Here is a 24,487-nt window from a genome sequence, read left to right on the forward strand (position 1 = left end):
CAATGTGGAAGAAGTTTCTGGCGGTTGCCATGACGGCCATGTTCGTCTATAACCTAATGCTGCCCGTTACATCGGAAATCGTGTCCGCGTCCGCCTCGGCGGACCCGGGCACGGCGACGCGGAACGTGGCGATCGGCGCGACGGCAACGGCGTCCGGCCAATGCAATGCGAACGAGAATCCGGCCAATGCCATCGACGGCAAGAACGATACCAAGTGGTGCGACAATACGTCCACGGCTAAAAAGTGGCTGCAGCTCGATTTGGGCAAAGCCTATAACATCAACGAATGGGCCGTGCAAAACGCGGCCATTAGCGAGGGGAACAACGCCCCGTTCTGGAATACGAAAGACTTCAGCCTTCAGAAGAGCGACGACGGTCAGAACTGGACCGACGTCGACGTCGTGAAGAGCAACGTTCAGACGATCGTCGACCGGTTCGTCACGCCGTTCGAGGCGCGCTATGTCCGACTTGCGATCGACAAAGCCGCGTACGACGGCAATGTGGCGCGCATCTATGAATTCGAGATTTACGGCGTCGATGCCGGCCAAACGCCGGCCTCCCCGCCGGCAAACCTCGCGCCGATCGACTACGTCGATCCGTTCATCAACACGATGGGCGATAACGGCCAGACGAACCCGGGTCCGACGACGCCGTTCGGTCTCGTCTCCCTCGGTCCGGACAGCGACGGCGGAGCGTTCAGCGGTTATTACTATCAAGATAAATATTTGAAGGGCTTCTCGCACCTGCGCTTCAGCGGCGTAGGCTGCAGCGGAGGCGGCGGCAACATTCTCATGATGCCGGAGACGCGCGATTTCACGAAGAACGTCGCGGACTACAAACAGAAGTATGACAAGAGCAGCGAGCAGGCTTCCGCCGGCTTCTACGGCGTGACGCTCGCATCCGGCATCGGCGTTCAATTGACGAGCTCGGATAACGTCGGCTTCCACAAATACACGTTCCCGGGCACGGCGAATACGGGCTCCGTATTGGTCGATCTCTCCAACTCGTATGCGGGCATGGTGGACGCCAATCTGAAAGTCGTCGGCAACAACGAAATCACGGGTATGATCCAGTCCAAGAACGTTTGCGGACACGGGTACTACACGATCTATTACTCCATCAAGTTCGATCACGATTTCGCGTCGTATAAATCGTGGCAGGACAACGCGGTCGGCGATGGCGTCGCCGAGCGCACCGGCTTCAACAGCGGCGCATGGATGAACTTCGACACGTCGAGCAACAAGACGATCCAAGCGAAGGTCGGCTTGTCGACGATCAGCGTAGCGCAGGCGCAAGCCGAGCGCGGCGAATACACGGATTGGGATTTCGACGCGCGTCATCAGGAGGCTCGCGACGCATGGGGCAGCGTCCTGAACAAAGTCGAAATCACGGATTCCGACGAACAGAACAAGCGCGTGTTCTACACGCAAATGTACCACTCGTACCAAAGCCCGAAAAACGTGACGAGCTCCGCGGGCACGTTCAAGGCGGGACTCGACGAGAAGACGATTCGCCAAGCCTCCGAGCTGGGCGACGACTTCCAATATTATAACGGCTGGACGACATGGGACGACTTCCGCAAATACGCGATGTTCTCCCTCCTCGAGCCGCAGCGCTACAACAACATGGTGAAATCGCTGGTGGATCTGTACGGTACCCGCGGCACGTACATGCAGTGGGGAGACGGCTACTGGCCGAGCCCGACGGTTCGAAACGAATTCAACGGCGCCGTCATTCTGGACGCTTACGCGAAGGGCTTCAAGGATTTCGACGTTTATAAGGCGCTGAAAGGAATGGCCGTCGACGCGGACAACTTCTCCATCAGCGACGGCGATATTTCCGGCAAGCTGGAGAAATACAACAGCGCGTCTTTCCCGATGAAGCTGGCGGCTTTGATCGGGGACCAAGCCACGTACGAGAAATACAAGACGATGGCGTTGTCGTACAAGAATCTGTGGAACCCGTCGCAAGTCGACGAGAAAGGCGTCCCGACCGGCTTCTTCACGCCGAACGGCAATCCGGTCGGCGCGGGCGACATCTTGGCCGTCGACCGTTATGCCTACCAAGGCAACCTGTGGCAGTACCGCTGGTCGGTGCCGCAGGACGTCAACGGCATGGCCGAGCTGATGGGCGGCAATACGGAGACGGCGAAGCAATTGCTGCACTTCTTCGACATCGACGAGTACATGGCGATCAACGAAGAGGATATCCAGGCGCCGTATCTGTTCGATTACCTGGGTTATCCGTATCTGACGCAATACTTCGCCCGTCAATTCACGACGGAAGTCGTGACGCAGAAGTATCACAACCACGGCGGGTACGCCTATCCGATGAAGTCCCGCGTCTACCGCGACGACCCGGAAGGCTACCTGTTGTCCATGGACGACGACGCCGGCGGCATGGGCTCCTGGTACCTGTACAGCGCCATCGGCCTCTTCCCGGGCAACCCGGGCGAATCGGACTTCCTGATCGGTTCGCCGATCTTCTCGGAAGTCAAGCTGCATCTGGGCAGCGGCAAGACGCTGACGATCAAGGCGGACGACGTGTCCAGCCAAAACCGCTTCATCCAATCCGCGGAGCTGAACGGCAAGAATTTCGATCAGGCGTGGATCAAGTATGACGACATTATGGCCGGCGGTACGTTGGAATTCCAGATGGGCAGCCAGCCGAACACGAACTGGGGCGCGAAAGCAAGCGCGCAGCCGCCGACGATCGATTATACGGCCGGAATCGACAACAACTTCAGCCACGAGCCGCTGATCGCGGAGAAATCGACGTGGAGCTACCTCGATAAGGGCCGCTACGCGGGCGAAGGCTGGACGACGGCCGGCTTCGACGACAGCGCGTGGGCTTCCGGGCCGGCGATGCTCGGGTACGACAGCTACGGCAAACCGGCGACGAAGGTCGGCTACGGCCCGAATGCCAATAACAAGTACCCGACGACGTACTTCCGCAAGACGTTCAACGTCAAGGATCCGAGCGGCATTCTCGAGCTGGATGCCAGCCTGATCCGCGACGACGGCGCGATCGTGTACTTGAACGGACATGAAGTTATCCGCACCAACATGCCTGCAGGCACGGTCGGTTACGACACCTACGCAAACGCGACCGTCGCCGACGAGCGCAACCGAAACGCTTACGTCATCGATCCGAGCTACCTGGTGGACGGCCAGAACGTGCTGACCGCCGAGGTGCACCAAGTCAACGGCACGAGCTCGGATATCGCGTTCGAATTTAGCCTCGAAGCAGTTCGGAAGCTGCAGACGCCGGCAGCGCCGACGAACCCGGTGGTGGACGATACGATGAACACGATCGGCTGGACGCCGGTGAATGGCATCGCGGACGCCAAGGAGTATCAATTCAGCACGGACGGCGGCAAGACGTGGAGAACGGCTTCCGCCAATCCGCAAACGGTCGGCCCGCTGAACTATGCGGTTGGCGCCGTGCAAGTCCGGGTAGGCGCAAACGTGGGGAATAACCGCGCGGCCGGACCGGCATTGCTTGCGGACAAGGCTTATACGTCCGACGTGAAATGGGACGTGTACGACTTGAAAGTCGACGTGCAGCGCGAGAGCAACATGAAGGTCCATGTGACCGGCTCGCTGTATGGCGAATACGTGGACTCCGCGGTCGTCGTCTTCCAGTTGATGAACGGCGCGACGAACACCAGCGCATGGCTCTCAACCGCCGTGCCGGTGAAGCAAGGCAACTTCGATATCTCGGAGATTTATAACGTCAACGCCACGAAATACGCGATCAACGTGTATCTCGTCAGCGACTTCAACGGCGACATCTACGATTCGCCGCTCTGGCTGGCCGAGCCGATTGCGTATCAGCCGGAGCCGGGCGAGCTGCCGGATCCGGAAGGACCGCAGCCAGTCGATGATCCGATTCCGGATCCGCTGCCGGTACCGGACCCGAGCGAGCCGGACGAACCGGAGCAGCCGGACGACGGCACGCTGAAAGTCGAGTTCGAGGACCGCGCGGAATGGACCGACGCCCAGCATCCGAACGGCGGCGGTGGCCTGCAAACGGAAGCCAAATCGGGCGGCGGCACCGTAGTCGCCCATACGTTCGACAGCGCATGGCTCGCATATAACGTTAACTTCGGCGACCAAGGCTACAATAACGTCACGGTCGACTACGACGCGCCGACGAACAAGGTGCCGGCGGGCAGCTATCTGGAGTTCCGTCTTGGCAGCACGACCGGCGAAGTCGTCGGCACGCTCAACCTGGACGACAAGTTGGCGGATTGGGGCTCTTATCTCGATACGACGGCGAAGCTGAACCGGACGGTTACCGGCCTGCAGAAGCTCTACGTTGTCATGAAGGCGGGCACGCCGAACAATCTGCCGTATATCGGTAATTTCGACTGGTTCAAATTCGGCTACGAGAAGACCAGATCCGATTTCGCCAAGCTGGAGCTCGAGAATTACAATGCATGGACGACGGCCACGAACCCGGCCAACAGCGATCCGCTGAAGACGGAGGCGGGCAAGGGCGGCGTCGGCCAGCAAGTGGCGAATACGTTTGACGGCGCATGGCTGGCCTACAAACACATGGATTTCGGAACGGAAGGCGTGAATCAGTTCTCCGTCGAATACGCGGGCAACCTGTCCAACACGTTCGCGAACGCCGCCGTCGAGGTCCGCCTCGGCAGCGAGAGCGGAACGCTGGTCGGCACGGTGTCGACGCCGCCGACCGACCCGAGCGGCTGGGGCAAGTACACGACGGCGACGGTCAAGCTGACGCAAACCGTAACCGGTCTTCAAGATCTGTATTTGGTCATGAGGGGCAGCATGGTCGAAGGCGAGACCGGCAAGAAATACGTCGGCAACTTCGACAACGCGAGCTTCTCCTTCCAGAAGCCGGATACCGATCCGGGCGATCAGCCGGACGCGGACACGCTGACGCTGGGCTTCGAGCAGAAGACCGATTGGACCGAAGACGTCCATCCGATCAAGGGCGGAACGTTGAAAGTAGAGAACAACAACGGCGGCCAGACGGTGGGCAATACGTTCAACGGCGCATGGCTGCACTACCGCAACGTGAACTTCGGCACGACGGGCAAGAACAAGATCGCAATCGTCTATGATGCGCCAAGCAGCAAAGTACCGACGGATGCGTCGGTCGAGCTCCACCTCGGCAAAGTCGACGGCGATTTAGTCGGTACGGTTGCCTTGACGAACACGGGCACTGATTGGGGCGCGTACAAGACGGCGACGGCTGATCTGGAGACGAATGGGCAGAAGATTAAAGTGAAGGGCAAGCAGGACCTGTATCTGGTATTAAAAGGCACGACTAGCGACGCCCTGCCGTATATCGGCAATCTCGACAGCTTCACGCTGACCTATGAGCGCAGCGATTATGCCAAGCTCGAGCTGGAGAACTTCGACTTGTGGTCCGACACGCCGCTCAAAACCGAAAAAGGCAATAGCGGCCTGCAGGTGGCAGGTACGAGCAACGGCGCATGGCTTGCCTACCGGCAAATGAATTTCGGCACGCAAGGCATGAACCAGATTGCCATCGAGTATTCGGGCAATACCGGTCGGGTTGCCGCGAATGCCGCTGTCGAGGTTCGCTTGGGCAGCGTGACCGGTCCGAAGATCGGCACGGTGGCTACGCCTCCGACGGTCGATTATTGGGGCAAGTACGAGACGGCGACGGCTGCCTTGACGCAGATGGTAACGGGTATTCAGGACGTCTATCTCGTGCTGACAGGCACGACGGACGGCAATCATCCGTTCATCGGCAACTTCGATAACGCCAGCTTCTCGTTCAAGCCGGATGCCGCTCAAGCAACCGTCGAATTCGAGAACAAATCGGATTGGTCCAAAGGGACCCATCCGGTCGCCGGCGGTCCGCTGGCGATCGCGAACAATAACGGCGGCCAAACGGTGGGCAATACGTTTAACGGCGCATGGTTGTCCTACAAGAACGTCGAGCTCGGCATGGAAAAGGGCCGCAATCACGTCGCGATCGTGTACGATGCGCCTTCCAATGCGACGCCGGCCGATCTGAAGGCGGAAATTCGCCTCGGCGGCATCGCGGGCCAGCTTCTCGGCACGGTCAACCTGCCGAACACGGGAACGGACTGGGGCACTTACGCCACGGTCGAAGCAGATCTTGGCATGACAATCAAAGGCTTCCAAGACATCTACGTCGTACTGAAGGGCACGACGACCGACGCGTTACCGTTCGCGGGCAACCTGGACAAGTTCGTGCTGACGTATAAGACGGCTCGCACGGACATCGCCAAGCTGGAGCTGGAAAGCTACGATGCTTGGTCGACGGCGCTGAACCCGGACAACCTCGCACCGCTTAAGACGGAAGGCGGAAAGAGCGGCCTGCGGGTTGCGAATACGTTCAACGGCGCCTGGCTGCAATATAAGCGCATGGACTTCGGCACCGAAGGCGTGAACCAATTCTACGTGGAATACGTCGGCAATACGACTAATACATTTAACAATTCGGCCGTCGACATCGTCTTGGACGACAAGACGAACGGCCCGGTGGTCGGTACGGTCGCGACGCCTCCTACAGCGAATAACTGGACCACCTACGCGACGGTCAGCGGAAACCTGAACCAAACCGTCACCGGCATCCACGACGTTTACTTTGTGCTGAGGGGCAGCGCCGCCGAAGGCGAGACCGGCAAGAAATACGTCGGCAACTTCGACAACGCGGGCTTCTCGCTGAATGCGCAGTCCGAGCAGGGCCTTACGGTCGAGTTCGAGAACCGGGCAAGCTGGTCGCCGGACAAAAACACGTTCAACAGCGATCCGCTGAAGACCGAGGACAACTCCGGCCGGACGATCGTGGGCAACACGTTCACGGGCGCATGGCTGACGTACAAAGACGTCGATTTCGGCGCCCTGGGCAAAAACACAATTACGATTGACTATGACTCCCCGACCAACAAGGCGCCGGCCGATGTCACGGCGGAGATTCGCCTGAACGACAAGGACGGCGACCTGATCGGGACGGTGAAGCTTCCGAACACGGGCGGCGCATGGGGCAATTACAAGTCCGCTACCGCCAAGCTGGATCAACTCGTGGCCGGCAAGCAGACGATCTGCGTCGTGTTCAAAGGATCGACGACGAATGACTTGCGCTACGTCGGCAACTTCGACAAAATGACGTTCACCAAGCAAGCGTAACAGCAGACCAGCCTCTAAGCCGACCATCGGCTTAGGGGCTTTTTGCATCCGGATTGTCGGGATTCGGCGGATGTTTTGGAAGTCTGGCGGATTTGGGCTATAATCGCAGTAAGGACAACGTTGCAACGTTGGGAGGGAGGCAGCACATGCAGCTAATCGACTTCAATGAGATCCAGCATCGGATTGACGAGTTACGGGATCAGGAGTTATATATTCATCTCGAGATGACCACGGGCGCGTATGCCGCCCATATGGACGCGTCGAAGCATCCGGCGGCGACCTTTATCAGCAATGCCGTCATTCGCTTCACGCACGGCTCGATCTCCGGGAACGGGCCTTACCGGGTCGGCCTCAAAATGCCGCACGGCTGGGTTTACTCCGAAGGGCTGACCCATTTCGAAGAGACCGAGCGGGAACGGCTGATTTTGGCCGGGCATGACGGTCAGGGCAAGCTGGTCGTCGCCCTGCAGCTCAGCCGGGAGCCTTTCTGATGAAAGAGGAGATGAAGAACGCGATGGAACGTCACATCCTTGTCGTGCTGCCGCACCCGGACGACGAAGCTTTCTCTTTGTCCGGTACGCTGGCGAAGCATATCGAGGCCGGCTCGCCGGTCACGTACGCCTGTCTGACGCTGGGGGAAATGGGCCGCAACATGGGCAACCCGCCCTTCACCAACCGGGTCGAACTCCCCGGCATTCGCAAGCAAGAGCTCGAAGAATCCTGCGCCGCGATCGGCATTCAAGATCTGAGGCTGCTCGGATACCATGACAAAACGGTCGAATTCGAAGATACGGCGCTGCTGGACGGCAACATCGCGGCGATTCTGGACGAGGTGAAGCCTTCGCTCGTCTATACCTTCTATCCGGGCTATTCGGTCCATCCCGACCATGACGCCACCGGCGCCGCCGTGGTGCGGACGGTCGGAAGGCTGCCCGAAGACGAGCGTCCGACCGTGCGCTGCATGGCATTCTCGCGGGATCACGAGCTGGCGATCGGACGCCCCGACGTCATCAGCGACGTCAAAGGCTTCCTGAAGCAGAAGATGGGCGCGATCCGGGCGCATCGCTCCCAGTTCCACGGCGTGATCGGCAGCAACTCGTTGACGGATCGCGAGATGCAGGAACGGTTCGGGACGGAACGGTTCTGGACGTACCGGTTTAACTGAGCGGTCGTCGGATACGCTCGATTTCATGCAAGGGAACAATTTATAAATCAAACGGAATAATCGAAACAAATGAAGACGTCAAAGAGGCTTGCTCCTGCGGGAGCAAGCCTTTTATGCCTATGGAAAAGCCGCCCGGCCTTTCGGCGAGACGGCTATCGCGCAGCATTATTCCGATGCTTGCAGGTCCTTCAGGGCGTCGGGATACACGACCGTGTCGAACACTTCCTTCGTGCCGGCATCCTTGTAGTTGATCGTGACCTTGTACTTGTCCGGAGCCGTGCCGTTGAACGCCTGGTACATCATCGCGCTCATGCCGAGGCTTAGACCGGCGAAGCCGTCGAAGCCGCCTTCGAACGCGGCTTTGTCCACGGTCAGGGTGAACTCGGAGAGCGACTTGTTATGGTCCACGCTTCGGATGGACTTGAACGTCTGGCCGTCCGTCAACGTGGCCGCGTAATCGAGCACGCTTTTCTCCGCATCCTTCAGCATGTCGTTATAGACGGACTTGGACATCTTGTACGTATAGGAGCCGTCCGCGTTCTTGGTGACGTCCTTGACGCCCTTGCTCTTCGCGTCCGCGATGATCGACTCGCTGGTCTGGTCCTCGCCTTCGAAGAAACTGGCCGGCAGCGTAACCTCCGCGTTCAACAACCCTTTGTCCACTTCGATCTGCTGTTCGTCGCCGACCGCCTCTTCGGTCCCTGCCGCATCCGCCTGATTCGCGTCATTCTCCGCCGGCGCATCGGCCGGTTGGACATTGGCGGCCGCCTCGTTCGCGGCCTTGTCGTTGCTTGCTGCATTAGAGCAGCCCGCGAGCAGCACGGCGCCCAGCGCGAATGCTGTTATTGCTTTTTTCATGTGTTCCACTCTCCTTCTTCCCGTATATCGGCTGGATAGGTTTGGTATTTTAGGGCGAAATGTCCTTGAAGCTGCAGGGGCGGGCAGGTACCGATACGCGGACGCCGAATACCAATCATTAGGCTGGGCCTGCTGCCGCGCGCAGCGGCACGGCGCAACCGTCCGCATGCAACGATCATGAAGGAGGAGATTGGAATGACTTCGAAGATCGCTTTTATCGGCGCCGGCAGCTTGGTGTTCACGAGAAATTTGGTGCGCGACCTGCTGACCTTTCCCGCGTTTCAAGACAGCACGATTGCCCTGATGGATATCGACCCGGGCCGCCTGGCTTTCGCCAAAGCGGCCGTGGAGAAGATCATTGCCGCCGGGAATTACGGCGAGGTGATCCTGGAGGCCACGACCGACCGCGAAGAGGCGCTGCGGGGCGCGAACGGCGTCGTCTGCACGATTCTGGTCGGCGGCTTGGACGTGTTCCGGCACGACGTGGAGATTCCGAAGAAATACGGGGTCGACATCAATATCGGCGATACCCGGGGGCCGGCAGGCGTATTCCGCTTTTTGAGAACGCTTCCGGCGATGCTGGACATCTGCCGCGACGTCGAGCGGCTCTGCCCGGATGCCATCGTCTTGAACTACACGAATCCGATGGCAATGCTTTGCCGGGCGCTGCAGGGCGAGACGAGCGTGCAGGTGACGGGCCTGTGCCACAGCGTGCAGGGCACGGCGGCCATGCTCGCCGGGTGGATCGGCGCGCCGATGGAGGAAGTGACGTATACGTGCGCGGGCATCAATCATCAAGCATTTTATCTGGATTTCAAGCGCAACGGCGAGGATGTCTACCCGCTCATCCGGGAGAAGGTGAAGCACGACCCCGCGGTCTACAACGAGGAGATCGTGCGCAACGAAATGTTCCTGCACCTGGATTATTACGTCACGGAATCGAGCGGCCATAACTCGGAGTACAATGCCTGGTTTCGCAAGCGGCCGGATCTGATCGAGCGCTACTGCACGCACGGGACGGGCTGGAACCCGGGCGAATACGGCGTCATCGTGAAGCACGGCGAGCGCATGAAGAACGAATGGCAGCAGCAGATGGAAGCGTGGCGCGACGCGCCGGTGGACCTGGCGCGCGGCGGAGAGTACGCTTCTTATATCTTCAACGCGGCGTTCGGAGACGGAACGCTCTTCCGGTTCAACGGCAACGTGCGCAATTTCGGCTTGATCGACAACCTGCCGGAGGGCGCGTGCGTCGAGGTGCCGGTGCTGGCATCGCGCGGCGGCCTGTCGCCGATTCGCGTCGGGAAGCTGCCGGACCATCTCGCGATCCTCGTGAACACGAGCGCGAGATGCGAGGAGCTCGCGGTCGAAGGGGCGCTGACGGGCGACCGCCGCAAGATCTTCCAGGCGATCGCGTTCGATCCGCTGACCTCCGCCGTGCTGAGCTTGGGCGAGATCCAAAGCATGGTGGACGAGCTGTTCGAAGCGAACCGGGGCTGGCTGCCGCAATTCGAGGATAACGAGCTCGTGAAATCCTAATCGACCGGATGCGGCGCGTGAAGCGGCGAGCGGGGGGAACCCCGGTTTGCCGCTTTTTGGCTGGCGGGGCAAGCTTTTGGTACAATAAAGCCATCGTAAAAAAGCCAATCCTAATGCCACCGTATAGACATTAATAGAGCGGCAGCGGCCTTGTCGCGGACGAGCCGTGCGAAAGGAGCCAGTCATGAAGGAGACGGACAAGCCGGATTACGCCACGATCGACGCCTACATCGCGATGTTCCCGCCGGACGTGCAGGCCGAGCTGCAAGCGCTGCGGCAGGTCATCCGCGCGTCGGCGCCGGACGCGAAGGAGAAGATCGCGTACCGGATGCCGGCGTTCGAGCTGGCGGGAAGCCTCGTGTATTTCGCCGCGTACAAGAAGCATATCGGCTTCTATCCGACGTCCAGCGGCATCGCGGCGTTCAAGGAGGAGCTGTCCGCGTACAAAGGGTCGAAGGGCGCCGTGCAATTTCCGATCGGCCAGCCTCTGCCGCACGAGCTGATCCGCCGGATCGTGGAGTACCGGGTCGCGGAGAACTTGGAGAAAGCGAGCAGCAAGCGCCGAGCGAAGCCGTAACGCGAATGCGGCGGGAGGTCCGGAGGGGCCGGTGAAAATTCCGTAAAGCCAAGGCGATCGCGCCTTGGCTTTTTCGCGCGAACAAACGAACGAGATCGGGAGGACTTTGGCACTAATTGTCGAACTTTGTAATTTGTAGCCATGGCAATTGGCAAGAAATTCATTAGGCGAGTGAAAGAAGGGGAAAGCATGATTCACTTACATTTGCGTGCCGGCGGGCGCCAAGGCTGCCGGACGACACGCGGAAAGCGCGCCGCGAGCGGGCTGTTGGCGGCGGTGCTGCTGATCGTCGCCGTGTTCGGCGGCGGCGGGAGCGCGCTGGCTGCGCCGCTCGCGCCGACGGCGGCAGGCGGGGTCGAGAGCGTCACCGTAACGGGATTTACGGCGGGGGCGGACTTGGAGCTGTATTTGACGAACGGGACGTCGGTCGCGGTTCAGCCGAACGAGGCGGGACCGTCCTATACGTTCGCGAACGTGCAGCCGACGACGATGGGGTATTACGTCACCCAGACGGTCGTCGGGAGCGAGAGCGTGAATTCCGGCTTCGTCTATCCGAGCTTGCGGACTCCGGTCGCCAGCGCCGGGGTCGGCTACGTGGATGCCGCGAATGTGTACCCGGGGGCAACGGTCACGTTGTACGGCATGAGCGGGAATCCCGTATCGAGCAGCCCGACGGACATGGGCAACGGCACGTTCCGGTTCTCCGGCTTGCCGGGCAGAAGCGAGTATTACCTCGCGCAAAGCATCGGCGGCGTGCAGAGCGAGGGCTCGAACATCGTCATGACCCAGCGGGCGGTACCGGCCGCGCCGACGGCGGCGAACGGGGAAGAGCGCATTACGGCGAGCGGCTTCGAATCCGGGGCGGACTTGAAGCTGTACTTGACGAACGGCACGCTGAAGGCGACGCAGTTGAACGCGACGGGTTCGGAATACACCTTCGCGAGCGTCGTGCCGAGCAGTATCGGCTACTACGTCACCCAGACGGTCGGCGGCGAGGAGAGCATGAACTCCAACTTCGCCGAAGCGAGCTTGAGAACGCCGACCGCCAGCGCCGGAATCGGGTACGTCGATGCCGGCAACGTTTTTCCGGGCGCGACGGTTACGCTGTATGACGCGAGCGGCGCATTCATAGCGAACGATCCCGAGGACCGGGGCGACGGAACTTATCGATTCGAGGCCGTAACGGCCCGAACGAGTTATTACGTCGTGCAAAGCATCGGCGGCGTCTTAAGCTTGGCTTCCAATCTGGCGACGGCGATGCCGGCGATTCCGAGCGCGCCGACGGCGGTTGGCGGCGAGGAAAGCATCGTCGTGAGCGGGTATGCGCCGGGCGCGGCGCTGAAGCTGTACCTGACGGACGGTACGCCCGTGGCGACGCAGCCGAACGTGCCGGGGACGTCGTACACCTTCGCGAACGTCGCGCCGAGCAGCCTCGGCTATTACGCGACGCAGACGGTCGGCGGGGAAGAGAGCTTGAATTCCAGCTTCGCCTCACCGAGCCTGCGGACGCCGACAGCCAGCGCCGGCATCGGCTATGTGGACGTCGGCAACGTCTATCCGGGAGCGAGCGTAACGCTGTACGATGCGGGCGGCACGGCCGTGCCGGGCAGTCCGGCGGATCAAGGCGGGGGCGTAGTCCGGTTCGAGGGATTGCCGGCGAGAAGCGGCTATTACGCCATGCAGAGCTTCGGCGGCGTCGCGAGCGCCGCTTCGGCCATCGTCTCCGTGCTGCCGGCGATTCCGAACGCGCCGACGGCGGGGGACGGCGAGGAAAGCATCGTCGTGAGCGGGTATGCGCCGGGCGCGACGCTGAAGCTGTATCTGACCGACGGCACGTTGAAGGCTACGCAAGCGAACGTGCCGGGCACGTCGTACGCGTTCACGAACGTCGCGCCGAGCAGCCTTGGCTACTACGCGACCCAGACGGTCGGCGGGGAAGAGAGCGTGAACTCCAGCTTCGCCTCGGCGAGCCTGCGGACGCCGACCGCCAGCGCCGGCATCGGGTACGTCGACGTCGGCAACGTCTATCCGGGCGCGACCCTGGCATTGCATGACGCGGGCGGAACGCTCGTGCCGGGCAGTCCGACGGATCAGGGCGGCGGCATCGTTCGATATGCGGGATTGACGGCGCGAAGCCAATATTACGCCGTGCAGAGCTTCGGCGGCGTGCAAAGCGAGGCCACAAGCCTCGAAACGGTGCTGCCGGCCATTCCGGCCGCCCCCGCCGCCGCGGGCGGCGTCGAGCGCATCGAGGCGAGCGGGTATGCGCCGGGCGCGGCGTTGACGTTGTATCTGGCCGACGGGACGCCGGTCGCGTCCAAGTCGAACGCGCAGGGAGCGTCCAGCATATTCGCGGATGTTCCGCCGGATACGCAGGGCTATTACGTGACGCAAACCGTCGCCGGGGAAGAAAGCGCGAACTCCGGGATCGTTACGATCAGCTTGAGAACGCCGGCCGTCGTCTCGGGCATCGGGTTCGCGGACGTGGGCAGCGTCTATCCGGGCGCGACGATCGAACTGTACGAGATCGACGGCACCGCGGTAACCGGAGTCCCGGCGGACCAAGGCGACGGAACCTTCCGCTTCGGCGGATTGACGGCCGGTCGCGAGTATTATGCCGTACAAAAGTTTAACGGCGTCCTCAGCGCCGGCTCGAACATCGTCAAGCTGCCGACCGTGCCGGGCGCGCCGACGGGCGTGACCGCGACGGCCGGCGACGGGCAAGCGACCGTTGCGTTCGCGGCTCCGGAAGAGAACGGCGGCAGCGCGATCACGGAGTACGAAGTGACGGCATCGCCGGGCAACCTCGTGAAGACCGTTACGACCGCGACGATCGCGTTCACGGGACTCGACAACGGCACGAGCTATACGTTCACGGTGAAGGCCGTCAACGGCGTCGGCAAAAGCGCGGCTTCCGACGCCTCCAACGTGGTGACCCCGCAGGCGCCGTACCGTGGCGACCCCGCGGCGAACTACGGAGCGAACGTTCTCGTCAACGGCGACTCCGTGGCGTCGAGCGTCACGCAATCATCCATTGACGGGCGCTCCCGCACGACCGTGACGATCGATCAGGCCAAGCTGGCCGACAAGCTGACTGCGGAGGGCCAAGGCGCGGAGGTCGCGATTCAGGTGACTAACGCGTCCGATGCGGTCGCGGCCGAGCTGAACGGCCAAACGATCCGCGACCTGGCGGCCAATCAGGCGGTATTAAAACTGATCACGCCGGCCGGTACCTATACGATTCCGGCCGATCGCATCGATCTCGACGCGCTGCTCGGCAGCCTCGGAAATCCAGCGGCCGCGCAGGACATCAAGGTGCTGATCGAAATCGCGGCGCCGGAGGAGGCTACGTTGAAGCTCGTTCAGGAAGCGGCAGCCAAAGGCGAGTTTACGCTCGTCGCGCCGCCGCTGAACTTTACGATCACGGCTTCCTATGGCGGCCGGACGGCTGACGTATCGGCGTTTCGCGCTTACGTGGAACGGAGCGTCGCGCTTCCGGCAAGCGTCGATCCGGAGAAGATCACGACCGGCGTGGTCGTGGATCCGGACGGAGCGGTGCGTCACGTGCCGACCCGCGTCATCGCGAAGGACGGCAAGTACTACGCGCAGGTGAACAGCCTGACCAACAGCACTTATGCGGTCGTCTGGCACCCGTACGCCTTCGGCGACATGACGTATCATTGGGCAAAGAACGCGGTCAACGACATGGGAGCGCGGCTGATCATCGACGGCATCGGCGGCGGAGCGTTCGGGCCGGACCGGACGGTCACCCGGGCCGAATTCGCGGCGATCCTCGTGCGCGGCTTGGGCTTGAAGCCGGAGATCGGGGCATCGCCGTTCGCGGACGTGCGCTCGTCGGACTGGTACGCCGGCGCGATCAATGCGGCCTATGCGTATCGCCTGGTGACCGGCTTCGCGGACGGGAATTTCCGTCCGAACGACGGCATCACGCGCGAGCAAGCGATGGCGATTATCGCCAAGGCGATGCCGCTCACCGGGCTCGCGGGCAAGCTTGCCGCGACTTCCGGCGCCGCGCTGCAGCCGTTCGGCGATGCGGCCGACGTCTCCGCCTGGGCGCTTGACGGCGTCGCAGGCTGCGTCGAAGCCGGCGTCGTGACGGGCACCGGCGGAGCGCTCGCTCCGCAGGCGCTGCTGACGAGGGCGGAGACCGCGGCGATCTTGCAGCGCTTGCTGCAGAAGTCCGGTTTGATCTAAGCCCTCTATCCGATCCCGTTCCGGGTTTTGGCGGAAGCCGCCCCGGGACGGGTTTTTTAATCGTTCGGAACGATTCGGGAAGCCGCCGTCTCATGCTACAATAAGCATGCAATCCAAATTCCACGAGAAAAGGATCCTGTGCGATGATCAAAATCAACAAGCCGGAAGTCGAGGCCGAGCTTCGGCGTTTCGTCGGGGCCGAGGTCTATCTTCACAGCGAGGCGACGTCCTTCGTGTTCGTCCGGAATTTCAAGGTTCTGGTGAACGAGGCGTTAATCGCGGGGGAGGGCGGCTCCTACCGGGTCGCGCTCCGGTTCGACGGCCACGGATGGCTGCGGATGGAAGCGCTCACGCATTACGAGGTCGACGGGCAGGGCCGGCTGCTGCTGGCCGGCTACGATGACAGGGGGCGCATGCATGTCGCCCTGCATGCGGGAAAGGAGCCGTTTCCGGAATGAAGACGAGCGATAGCAAACGCAAGCTGCTGGCGGTTTTCGCGCATCCCGACGACGAATCGTTCATTTGCGGCGGGATGTTCGCCAAGTACGCGAGCGAGGGCGTGGACATCACGCTGGTAAGCGCCACGAGGGGCGAGATGGGTCGCCGGATGGGCAATCCGCCGTATCTGAACCGGGAAACGATGGCGGCCGCGCGCGAACAGGAACTGCGGGACGCCTGCGAATGCCTCGGCATCGGGAAGCTGATCTTCTTCGATATCCGGGACAAAACGGTCGAGTTCGCGGACGAGGAAGCGCTGACGGGAAGGATCGAGAATTTGATTCGGGAACTCGAGCCGGACGTCGTGCTGACCTTTCACGAAAAGCTGGGCGGGCATCCGGACCACTGCGCGATCGGCAAGGCGACGACGGCCGCCTTCCGGCGTTCGGCGGGCAAGGGCGCGCTTTATTTCATCACGTTCGGCGACGCGATGGAGCATCCCGAACGGTACGGCTATACCCACAAGGACGTCATCAAGGTCGACGTGCGCGACCATTTGGCCGCCAAGCTGGCTTCGTTCCGCGCCCACCGCTGCCAGACGGAGATCGACGAGTGGGTGTGGCTGCCGGACCGCGAGGCGCTGGCCCATCTCGGCAACCATGAATATTTTCTGAAGGGCAACCGCGACGCGCCGCAGCGGGTATATCACGATTTGTTTTAGCGGCAATAAGGTCTTCTAGCTCCTGAAATGGAATTGTTGTCCCAAACGTGAGCTTGCGGTTCTTCTAGCCCGACGGAACGAATTTCTGCGCGCAAAAGAACCTCGATTTCCGCTTAACGGCGGAATTCGAGGTCCTTTTGCGCGCAGATTGGGGATGCTCCGATGTCGTTCGCACCTTGCGCGAGGTGTGACGGTACAGGATGGCTGTCAACCTCGAATACGATCTGCGGCACCCCTTCGCGGAAGCGCGTCAGTCTTCCGGCGTCTCGCCGAGCGCGGACGCGGCCAGCGTCGCGAGGACCGCATTGTCCATCGGCGGATTATGCAGCCCGGCGCGGACGTCGCGGTAGTAACGCTCCAACGGATTGCTGCGCGCCAAGCTCGTGCCGCCGACGATGCGCATCGCCAGGTCGACGACCTTGATGGCGTTGTTGGTGACCGCGTATTTGGCCAAGCCGAGCTCCGGCTTGAGCGACGGCCGGCGGTCCGCTTCCTTGTCCCAGCGGTCCGCCGCCTCGTACAGCAGCGAGCGCGCCGAGCGAAGCGCGACCTCCATCTCGCCGATCGTCTGCTGGACGGCCGGGAGCGCGGCGATCGGTTTGTCCATCGTATTGGGGCGATACGTGCGGGCGAATGCCAGCGCATAGTCCCGCGCGGCGAGGGCGATGCCCATGTAGCAGGCCGGAATATGCAGCATCCAGCCGGCGCCGTCGTCCGCGCCTTTGCCGGACAGCCGCATGCCGGGCTCGGCGAACGCGCCGTCCAGCACCACGTCGTGGCTGCCGGTCGCGCGCATGCCGAGCGTGTCCCACGTCTCCACGACCGTCACGCGGTCGCTGCGCCGAACGAGGAAATCCGCCGCGCATTCTTCGTCCGGCAGATAGGCCGTCACGACGAAGCGGTCGAGTATCGGGGACAGCGTGCTGAACGTCTTGCGTCCCGTGATCAGCCAGCCGCCGCCCTCCGCCGGCACCGCGGTCGTCTCCGGCCGGCCGCCGCGGCTCGGACTGCCCGAGGCTGCTTCGCTGGCGAACGTGTTGATCATCGCGCCGTCCTCCACGATGGCGCGGCACAGCTCGGCGAAGACCGGCTCCGGCCATTTCCGCGTCGTCCGCAGATGCATCACCTGGCCGACATGCCAGCCTACCGCGAGCGCCGTCGATCCGTCCCCGTAAGCAAGCCGTTCCTGAAGCATGACGAGCTCGTAGAGCGACAACTCGTCCCCGCCGAACGCCCGGGGAACGGTTATTTTCAAATAGCCGGCTTCGCGCAGATCGGCGAAATTATCGAACGGAAACGAGCCCTCCCGGTCATGCCGCGGCGCACGCTCCGCGAACCGCGCGGCCAGGGCTTCCGCCCGGTCCGCCCGGGCCTTCTCCGCTTCGCTCCGGATATAATGATCGATGAATCGACTCATGCCATGATTCACTCCCTTCCTCCGTATTATACCAAGCGGCGCGGGAATAGGGAGAGGCGAATGGTACGATTCCCTCCGGCGCGGCGCGGAATGCTCGTCCGCCCATTCTTCGCGTGCGCATGCATCGCTCGCCCATGGGCCGAACGGCCGGCGCGCCTGCAACCTGTGCTCTTTCCAAAATGGAAGCGTTGACAACTTGCACCGACAGGCGTCAAACTTGCTGGTAGATGCATTTCTACACGAAGCGGGGATGACGATGGCGATTATGATGGCAAGGAAGGTTTTGCGGGGCATTGTCCGTCCGTTCCAGCTCAGCCTCCGGTACAAGCTCATGCTGCTCATGGTGCTGATCGCCGTGCTGCCGCTGTCGCTGGTCACGCTGTTCGCGACGAAGACGACGAAGCAATCGCTCGCGTCGGAGGTGATCCGCTCGAACGAATCCCGGATGGAATGGGCGTCCAAATATTTCGACGAGAAATTCGACCAGCTGCAGGCGGTGTCCTATTCGCTTCTCCTCGACAGCACGCTGTTTCCGAACGCCAACGGCGGCGCGGTCCAGAGCGAGGGGACGCCCGCGTTCGTCAATCAATACACGATCGACAAGCTGAAATCGCTCTACAGCGCCAACAATAAAAATATCGCGCAGATCGCGCTTTATCTGAAATCGCAGAACCGATTGTACGTCGTCGACAAGGACGCGGGCATCACGACGGATCAGCTGGGGACCCCGCAGGTCGATTGGGGCGCGGTCGGGCGGACGCACGACAGCTTGAACCTGCTGCTGAACAACGGGAAGAACACGTTCTCCATCGTGCGCAGCATGAACCGGTTCTCGGACCGGGAGGTGCTCGGCGGCGTCACGCTCGAGGTCCGGTGGAAGATGATGAACAGCGTGCTCGACATGGTCCGCTCGGAATCCAACAGCGAAGTGTTCGTGGCGGATGCGGACGGCAACGTCATGTACAATCCGTATTCCCCGAATATCTCCACCGATCGGGAGACGCTGAAGGCGGCGCTTGCCGGCCCGAACGGCCCGGGCTACACGGAATCGAAGCGGGGCTACTTGTTCTACCAGCCGAGCGTGTCGGGGCAGATCTGGATCGTCAAATTCATTCCGATCCAGTACGTGACCGAAGGCGCGTCCTCGACGCTGAATTTCAGCCTGTTCACCGCGATCGCGTTCGCGATCGTGGCCATCGCGGCGTCGGTGCTTATCGCGTACGTCACGACGAGGCCGATCATCCGGCTGACGAAGTCGATGAAGGCCGTGGAGATCCAGAACTTCGACGTGGACATCCGCGAGCCGCGCAGCGACGAGATCGGCACGCTGGAGCGGCGGTTCAATTCCATGCTCGGGCGGATCAAGGAGCTGATCCAGACGGAGTACAAGGCGAAGATCGAGAAGCGGACGGCGCAGGTGAAGGCGATGCAGGCGCAGATCAATCCGCACTTCCTGCATAACGCGCTGCAGGCGATCGGGGGCATCGCGCTGTCCCGCAACGTGCCCGAGATCAACGACCACGTCCGCGCGATCAGCGATTTGTTCCGCTACGCGATCCGGATGAAGTCGGATCTCGTGACGGTGGCCGACGAGCTGGAGCATGCCCGGAATTACCTGCAGATTCAGAAGCTGCGCTTCCAGAGCATGATCGAGGTACGGATCGAAGCGGACGAGGATTGCCTCGCCTGCCGGATTCCGAAGTTCTCGCTGCAGCCGATCGTGGAGAACTGCTTCTTCCACGGCCTCGAAGGCAAGATGGACGCGTGGCGGATCTCCATCCGGGTCGAGAAGGTGCTGGACGAGATCGAGATCGATATCGCGGACAACGGAGCGGGCATCGGAGAAGCGCGCCTGGCCGAGATCCGCCGGCGGTTGAGCCAAGAGACGGAAGCGCAGGAGAGCGGGGAAGGCATAGGCATGAGCAACGTCAACGCGAGGATCAAGCTGCTGTTCGGCGAGGAATACGGGCTGTTCGTCTCGAGCGGCGTGAACGAGGGAACGACGGTCAAGCTGTTGATTCCCGCCCAAGAGAAGGGGGAAACGGAATGAAGGCGGTCATCATCGACGATGAATTTTGGACGCGCGACAGCATCAAGCGGCTTGCGGATTGGGAGCGCTTCGGGATCGTGCAGGTCGAGGAAGCGGAGGAGGGGCTGAGCGGCCTGCGGATCATCGACGAGATCCGCCCGGATATCGTCATCACGGACATGCGGATGCGCGGCATGGACGGCGTGGAGCTGCTGCGCAAGCTGACGGAGGAGTATCCCTTCATTCGCAAGATCGTCATCAGCGGCTTCGACGATTTCGCGTACACCAAGCAGGCGATCCAGTCGCGGGTCGACGAATACATCCTGAAGCCCGTTCAGGCGGAGGAGCTGAACCGCGCGCTGGAGAAGGCCGCGTCGGAGCTTCGTGCCGCGCGGGGCCTTCACGCCGCGCAGCCGATGGCCAAGGACGTCATGAGCGCCGTGACCGAATTCAAGGAACAGCTCTCGCGGCAGTTCCAGGAGCTGCAGGTTGAGGCCGTCCGCGAGTCGTTCGACGCGCTCGAGACGCTGCTGCGTTCCCAGGCGGATGCCGCCCCGGGGTTGAACCATCTGCTGTACAAACATTTCATGCTGCTGCTGGACGAATTGATGGCGAAAGCCGGCATCGATGCCGCCTCGGCGCTGCCGGAGCGCTCCGGGGCGTTCTTCGTGACCGATTTCACCCCGCTCGAGCAATGGATCGGCATGCTTCGCTCGTCGTACGCGTGCGTGCTGGAAGGGACGATCCAGCTGCGCAGAAGCAAGGGCCGGATCGACATCGAGCATATCCGGCAATTCATCGACCGCGCGTACGCGGAGCCGATCACGCTGGAGTCGATCGCGAGCCTCTACTTCGTCAGCAAGGAGCATTTGTCGCGGACGTTCAAGGGCGTCACGGGCACGACGGTGATGGATTACATCATCGCCAGACGGGTCGAGGAGGCGAACCGGCTGCTGCAGGCGTCCGCGTCGATCAAGAGCGCGGCGGAAGCGGTGGGCTACTCCGATCTGACGTATTTTCACCGCATTTTCAAGAAAATCACGGGCATCACGCCCGCGCAGGCAAGAAGGGAAGCGGCGGACGAGCGCTAAGGAAGCGCTGCCAAATATCAATATCGTCCATAACAATACGCAAATGCGGTCCAATGCCAAGGGCGTACCCTCCCCGTTATACTCATTACGTAAGCGTTACCACGACATAGGGGGTCTTGATATGAAGAAATCAATTTCGATTTTGGCAGCGGTTACAGTGCTGGGACTGACAGCCGCTTGCTCGTCCGGCGGAGGAAATGCGAACAACGGCGCCGATACGGGCAATGCGACAGGGAACGCGGCGAACAACAAACCGGCCAACAACGCGGCGGACAACCAGCCGGCGGCGGCGCCGAAGAAAGTCGAGCTCAAGATTTTCCTCGGCGGCCTTGACCGGTTCCGCGAGCAATTCGACGGTTACTTCGAGAAGTTCGCGGAGAAAGAGAAAGCCGAGAAGAACATCGAAGTCACGTTCAACTCCGAATATCCGGGCGCGGACAACGCCCCGCAAATCCTGAAAACGCGTCTCGCCACCGGCGACGTGCCGGACGTATTCAGCCTGCATGCCGGCAACGACATGCCGAACTTCTACAAGGCCGGCTACCTGACGGACTTGTCCGACCAGCCGTTCGCCGGCAAGCTGATCGACGGCATCAAGGACCTCGTCTCCATGGACGGGAAAGTCGTCGCCGTGCCGATGGAGAGCCTGTCGTGGGGTTACCTGTACAACAAGAAGATCTTCAGCGATCTCGGCATCACGCCGCCTAACACGCTCACCGAGATGAAAGCGGTCGTGCAGAAGCTGAAGGACAACAAAGTCACGCCGTTCCTGCTCAGCTACAAGGAAAGCTGGATTCCGCAATTGTTCCTGCCGCTGACGGTCGGCGGGCTCGTGAACAGCAGCCATAAGGATTTCATGGACAAAATGAACGGCGACCAAGGCAGCTTCGCCGACATCAAGGAAATGTTCGACATCATCGACCTCGTCAACGCGAACGGCACGGACCGCGCGTTCGAGAAGGGCAACGACGACGGCGCGGCCGACTTCGCCAACGGCAAAGCGGCGATGTGGGTGCAGGGCACGTGGGACGCGGACAGCATCCTGAAAATGAACGACAAGATGGAATTCGGCGTCGCGCCGCTGCCGATCAACGACGACCCGGCTTCGCTGCGCATCAACGTATCGGTGTCCACGGCCCTGTCCGTGCCGCCGAACAGCAAGAACAAGGACGTCGCGATCGACCTGCTCAACTTCATCTTGGATGACCAGGCGTCGAACGACCTGTACCAAAGCTTGAAATTCAACCCGGTTTCCAAAAACCACACGTTCAAACCGTATCCTTGGGTAGAAGACGCATCGGTGTACGTGAACAACGGCCAATCCTACAGGGACCCGGCGATTCCGTCCGCGGTGAAAGACGAGTCCGGCAAAGCGCTGCAATCCTACTTCGACAAGAAGCTGTCCAAGGACGACGTCATCAAGGCCCTGGACAAAGCGTGGAAGGAAGCCAACGCGGCCGCCAAGTAACCGAATCCGGATCAAAACGAGCCTACCCTGTTTTTGCCGCCGCCCCCTGGAGCGGGCGGCGGAAACGGGGTATGTCCCTAAGGAGTGAACGCATACATGACCCGACGCTACAAAGCGACCTTCTCGCTGCTGTTGTTCGTCCTGCCCGCCCTCGTGCTCTACCTGATATTTCTGATCATTCCGATGCTGCAAGGCTCGTACTACAGCTTCACGGATTGGAACGGCCTGAACAAGACCTACGACTTCGTCGGCATCCATAATTTCGTCGAGGCGCTCCGGGATGACCGCAACTTCCGCACGGCGATCTGGTTTACCGCCAAATACGTGTTCTTCGCCGTCGTCTTCCAGAACGTGGTGGCGCTGCTGCTGGCGATGCTCATCGAATCCCGCAAGCGGGCCAAAGGGCTGTTCCGGACGATCTTCTTCATGCCGAACATGCTGAGCGTCATCATCAGCACGTTCATGTGGGTGTTCGTCTTCTCGAAGGTCATCCCGGCGATGTCCGAGCATGCCGCTTTTAAGTTTCTGGATTTATCCTGGCTCGGCGATCCGAAGGTCTCCTTCTGGTCGATCCTGCTCGTCTCGCTCTGGGGCGGCGTCGGCACGCTGATGCTGATCTACATGTCGGCCATCCAAGGCATCCCCCAACACCTGAAGGAAGCGGCCATCATCGACGGGGCGACGCCTTTCCATATGCTGCGCTACATCACGCTGCCGCTGATCGCGCACGCGCTCACGATCTGCATCTTCCTGACCTTGAACAGCTCGTTCAAAGTGTATGACCTGATCTATGCCTTGACCGGCGGAGGTCCCGGACGGGGCACGCAGCCGATTACGATGAACATATTCGAAGAAGCGTTCCAAGGCAACAACCGGTACGGCTATGCCAGCGCCAAAGCGATCATCCTGTTCCTGATCATCTTCGTGATCACCATGATCCAAGTGACGGTCATGAAGAAACGCGAGGTGGAAGCATGAGCAGACGCCTGTATTCCGCGCTCGCCTGGATCGTGCTCGCCTTGCTGGCGGTTTATTTCCTCTTTCCGATCTACATGGCCATCGTCAATTCGTTCAAGACAGAGGGCGAAGTGTACAGCTCCGTCTTGGGCTTGCCGTCTACGTTCAAATTCGACAATTACACGGAAGCGTTCAAGAAAGCGAATATGCTGCACAGCGGCTTGAATACCGTCATCGTCACCGTGACGGGCATCGTCGGCATCGTCGTCTGCAGCTCCCTGGCGGGATATAAGCTCTCCCGCACGCGGAGCCGGCTCAGCAATTGGATCTTCATGCTGTTCGTCGCCTCCATGCTCATTCCGTTCCAGACGATCATGGTGACGCTGACCAAGATGGCGCGCAACCTCGGGCTGCAGGGCTCCCCGTTCGGTCTCGGCGTCGTCTGCGCGGGCCTCGGCGTCAGCATGGCGATCTTCCTCTACCACGGCTTCGTGAAGGGCATCCCGCGGGAGCTGGACGAATCGGCGAGCATCGACGGCTGCGGCGAATGGAAGGGCTTCTTCCTGATCATCTTCCCGCTGCTCGTGCCGATTACGTTCACGATCGTCGTGCTCAACCTGCTCTGGCTGTGGAACGACTTCCTGCTGCCGGTGCTGCTGCTTAACGATTACCGCAAATACACGCTCGTCCTGACGATCAACATGTTCTTCGGCAAATACAGCCGCGACTGGGCGCTCATTCTCGCCTCGCTGATCCTGTCGTCGATTCCGATCGTCCTGATCTTCGCGTTCTTCCAACGCTGGGTCATCCAAGGCATCACGGACGGCGCGGTCAAAGGCTGATCGCCGCCGATTC

General features: G+C 61.2%; 15 protein-coding genes. 13 read left to right on the forward strand and 2 right to left on the reverse strand.

Going from position 1 to position 24,487, the window contains the following annotated elements; all coding sequences use genetic code 11:
* Positions 1 to 2 precede the first annotated feature (2 nt).
* From GT019_RS17495 to bshB2, 3 genes are all read left to right on the forward strand, one after another.
* Positions 3 to 7,160, forward strand: a complete 7,158-nt coding sequence (locus GT019_RS17495; protein ID WP_161744477.1) for a GH92 family glycosyl hydrolase — start codon at positions 3 to 5, stop codon at positions 7,158 to 7,160.
* A 146-nt stretch (positions 7,161 to 7,306) separates the two neighbouring features.
* Positions 7,307 to 7,651: a YojF family protein gene (locus tag GT019_RS17500; RefSeq protein ID WP_161744478.1), complete on the forward strand. Its 345-nt coding sequence runs from the start codon at positions 7,307 to 7,309 to the stop codon at positions 7,649 to 7,651.
* A 23-nt stretch (positions 7,652 to 7,674) separates the two neighbouring features.
* Positions 7,675 to 8,325 carry a bacillithiol biosynthesis deacetylase BshB2 gene (gene bshB2 / locus GT019_RS17505; RefSeq protein WP_161744479.1) on the forward strand — a complete coding sequence of 217 codons (651 nt, stop codon included), beginning with the start codon at positions 7,675 to 7,677 and terminating at the stop codon, positions 8,323 to 8,325.
* A gap of 165 nt (positions 8,326 to 8,490) precedes the next feature.
* On the opposite strand, the gene GT019_RS17510 is transcribed toward bshB2, so the two are convergent.
* Positions 8,491 to 9,183 carry a hypothetical protein gene (locus GT019_RS17510; RefSeq protein ID WP_161744480.1) on the reverse strand — a complete coding sequence of 231 codons (693 nt, stop codon included), beginning with the start codon at positions 9,181 to 9,183 and terminating at the stop codon, positions 8,491 to 8,493.
* A gap of 195 nt (positions 9,184 to 9,378) precedes the next feature.
* Between GT019_RS17510 and melA the strand changes: the two genes are divergently transcribed.
* The 5 genes from melA (at position 9,379) to GT019_RS17535 (ending at position 16,670) form a co-directional block, all read left to right on the forward strand.
* Positions 9,379 to 10,719 carry an alpha-galactosidase gene (melA, locus tag GT019_RS17515; protein WP_161744481.1) on the forward strand — a complete coding sequence of 447 codons (1,341 nt, stop codon included), beginning with the start codon at positions 9,379 to 9,381 and terminating at the stop codon, positions 10,717 to 10,719.
* 184 nt (positions 10,720 to 10,903) lie between these two features.
* Positions 10,904 to 11,296, forward strand: a complete 393-nt coding sequence (locus GT019_RS17520) for an iron chaperone (RefSeq protein WP_161744482.1) — start codon at positions 10,904 to 10,906, stop codon at positions 11,294 to 11,296.
* Positions 11,297 to 11,485: 189 nt separating this feature from the next.
* Entirely contained in the window at positions 11,486 to 15,511 is a 4,026-nt protein-coding gene (locus tag GT019_RS17525; protein WP_161744483.1) for an S-layer homology domain-containing protein, read from the forward strand.
* Positions 15,512 to 15,654: 143 nt separating this feature from the next.
* The gene (locus GT019_RS17530; RefSeq protein ID WP_161744484.1) at positions 15,655 to 15,969 is read left to right on the forward strand and encodes a DUF1806 family protein; all 315 of its coding nucleotides are present in this window, start codon (positions 15,655 to 15,657) and stop codon (positions 15,967 to 15,969) included.
* Positions 15,966 to 16,670 (forward strand): PIG-L family deacetylase, encoded by a 705-nt coding sequence (locus tag GT019_RS17535; RefSeq protein ID WP_161744485.1) that lies wholly within the window; start codon positions 15,966 to 15,968, stop codon positions 16,668 to 16,670. The genes GT019_RS17530 and GT019_RS17535 overlap by 4 nt, the downstream gene beginning before the upstream one ends.
* A 250-nt stretch (positions 16,671 to 16,920) precedes the next feature.
* Here GT019_RS17535 and GT019_RS17540 read toward each other — a convergent pair whose 3' ends face one another.
* Positions 16,921 to 18,087 carry an acyl-CoA dehydrogenase family protein gene (locus GT019_RS17540; RefSeq protein WP_201755426.1) on the reverse strand — a complete coding sequence of 389 codons (1,167 nt, stop codon included), beginning with the start codon at positions 18,085 to 18,087 and terminating at the stop codon, positions 16,921 to 16,923.
* 256 nt (positions 18,088 to 18,343) lie between these two features.
* Between GT019_RS17540 and GT019_RS17545 the strand changes: the two genes are divergently transcribed.
* From GT019_RS17545 to GT019_RS17565, 5 genes are all read left to right on the forward strand, one after another.
* Complete coding sequence (locus GT019_RS17545) at positions 18,344 to 20,137, forward strand: sensor histidine kinase (RefSeq protein WP_161744487.1); 1,794 nt, start codon at positions 18,344 to 18,346, stop codon at positions 20,135 to 20,137.
* Positions 20,134 to 21,207, forward strand: coding sequence for a response regulator transcription factor (locus GT019_RS17550; RefSeq protein ID WP_161744488.1), 1,074 nt, complete (start codon positions 20,134 to 20,136; stop codon positions 21,205 to 21,207). The genes GT019_RS17545 and GT019_RS17550 overlap by 4 nt, the downstream gene beginning before the upstream one ends.
* A gap of 121 nt (positions 21,208 to 21,328) precedes the next feature.
* Positions 21,329 to 22,675, forward strand: coding sequence for an ABC transporter substrate-binding protein (locus GT019_RS17555; protein ID WP_161744489.1), 1,347 nt, complete (start codon positions 21,329 to 21,331; stop codon positions 22,673 to 22,675).
* Positions 22,676 to 22,771: 96 nt separating this feature from the next.
* The gene (locus GT019_RS17560) at positions 22,772 to 23,653 is read left to right on the forward strand and encodes a carbohydrate ABC transporter permease (protein WP_161744490.1); all 882 of its coding nucleotides are present in this window, start codon (positions 22,772 to 22,774) and stop codon (positions 23,651 to 23,653) included.
* Positions 23,650 to 24,474 (forward strand): carbohydrate ABC transporter permease, encoded by an 825-nt coding sequence (locus tag GT019_RS17565; RefSeq protein WP_161744491.1) that lies wholly within the window; start codon positions 23,650 to 23,652, stop codon positions 24,472 to 24,474. Before GT019_RS17560 ends, GT019_RS17565 begins: the two co-directional genes overlap by 4 nt.
* The last annotated feature ends 13 nt before the right edge of the window (positions 24,475 to 24,487 follow it).

Source organism: Paenibacillus glycinis (genome assembly GCF_009909185.1).
GTDB classification, from domain to species: domain Bacteria; phylum Bacillota; class Bacilli; order Paenibacillales; family Paenibacillaceae; genus Paenibacillus_Z; species Paenibacillus_Z glycinis.

Coding starts and splice junctions, on each gene's coding strand:
- GT019_RS17495 (WP_161744477.1), top strand. CDS start 3: ATGTGGAAGAAGTTTCTGGCGGTTGCCATGACGGCCATGTTCGTCTAT.
- GT019_RS17500 (WP_161744478.1), top strand. CDS start 7,307: ATGCAGCTAATCGACTTCAATGAGATCCAGCATCGGATTGACGAGTTA.
- bshB2 (WP_161744479.1), top strand. CDS start 7,675: ATGGAACGTCACATCCTTGTCGTGCTGCCGCACCCGGACGACGAAGCT.
- GT019_RS17510 (WP_161744480.1), bottom strand. CDS start 9,183: ATGAAAAAAGCAATAACAGCATTCGCGCTGGGCGCCGTGCTGCTCGCG.
- melA (WP_161744481.1), top strand. CDS start 9,379: ATGACTTCGAAGATCGCTTTTATCGGCGCCGGCAGCTTGGTGTTCACG.
- GT019_RS17520 (WP_161744482.1), top strand. CDS start 10,904: ATGAAGGAGACGGACAAGCCGGATTACGCCACGATCGACGCCTACATC.
- GT019_RS17525 (WP_161744483.1), top strand. CDS start 11,486: ATGATTCACTTACATTTGCGTGCCGGCGGGCGCCAAGGCTGCCGGACG.
- GT019_RS17530 (WP_161744484.1), top strand. CDS start 15,655: ATGATCAAAATCAACAAGCCGGAAGTCGAGGCCGAGCTTCGGCGTTTC.
- GT019_RS17535 (WP_161744485.1), top strand. CDS start 15,966: ATGAAGACGAGCGATAGCAAACGCAAGCTGCTGGCGGTTTTCGCGCAT.
- GT019_RS17540 (WP_201755426.1), bottom strand. CDS start 18,087: ATGAGTCGATTCATCGATCATTATATCCGGAGCGAAGCGGAGAAGGCC.
- GT019_RS17545 (WP_161744487.1), top strand. CDS start 18,344: ATGGCGATTATGATGGCAAGGAAGGTTTTGCGGGGCATTGTCCGTCCG.
- GT019_RS17550 (WP_161744488.1), top strand. CDS start 20,134: ATGAAGGCGGTCATCATCGACGATGAATTTTGGACGCGCGACAGCATC.
- GT019_RS17555 (WP_161744489.1), top strand. CDS start 21,329: ATGAAGAAATCAATTTCGATTTTGGCAGCGGTTACAGTGCTGGGACTG.
- GT019_RS17560 (WP_161744490.1), top strand. CDS start 22,772: ATGACCCGACGCTACAAAGCGACCTTCTCGCTGCTGTTGTTCGTCCTG.
- GT019_RS17565 (WP_161744491.1), top strand. CDS start 23,650: ATGAGCAGACGCCTGTATTCCGCGCTCGCCTGGATCGTGCTCGCCTTG.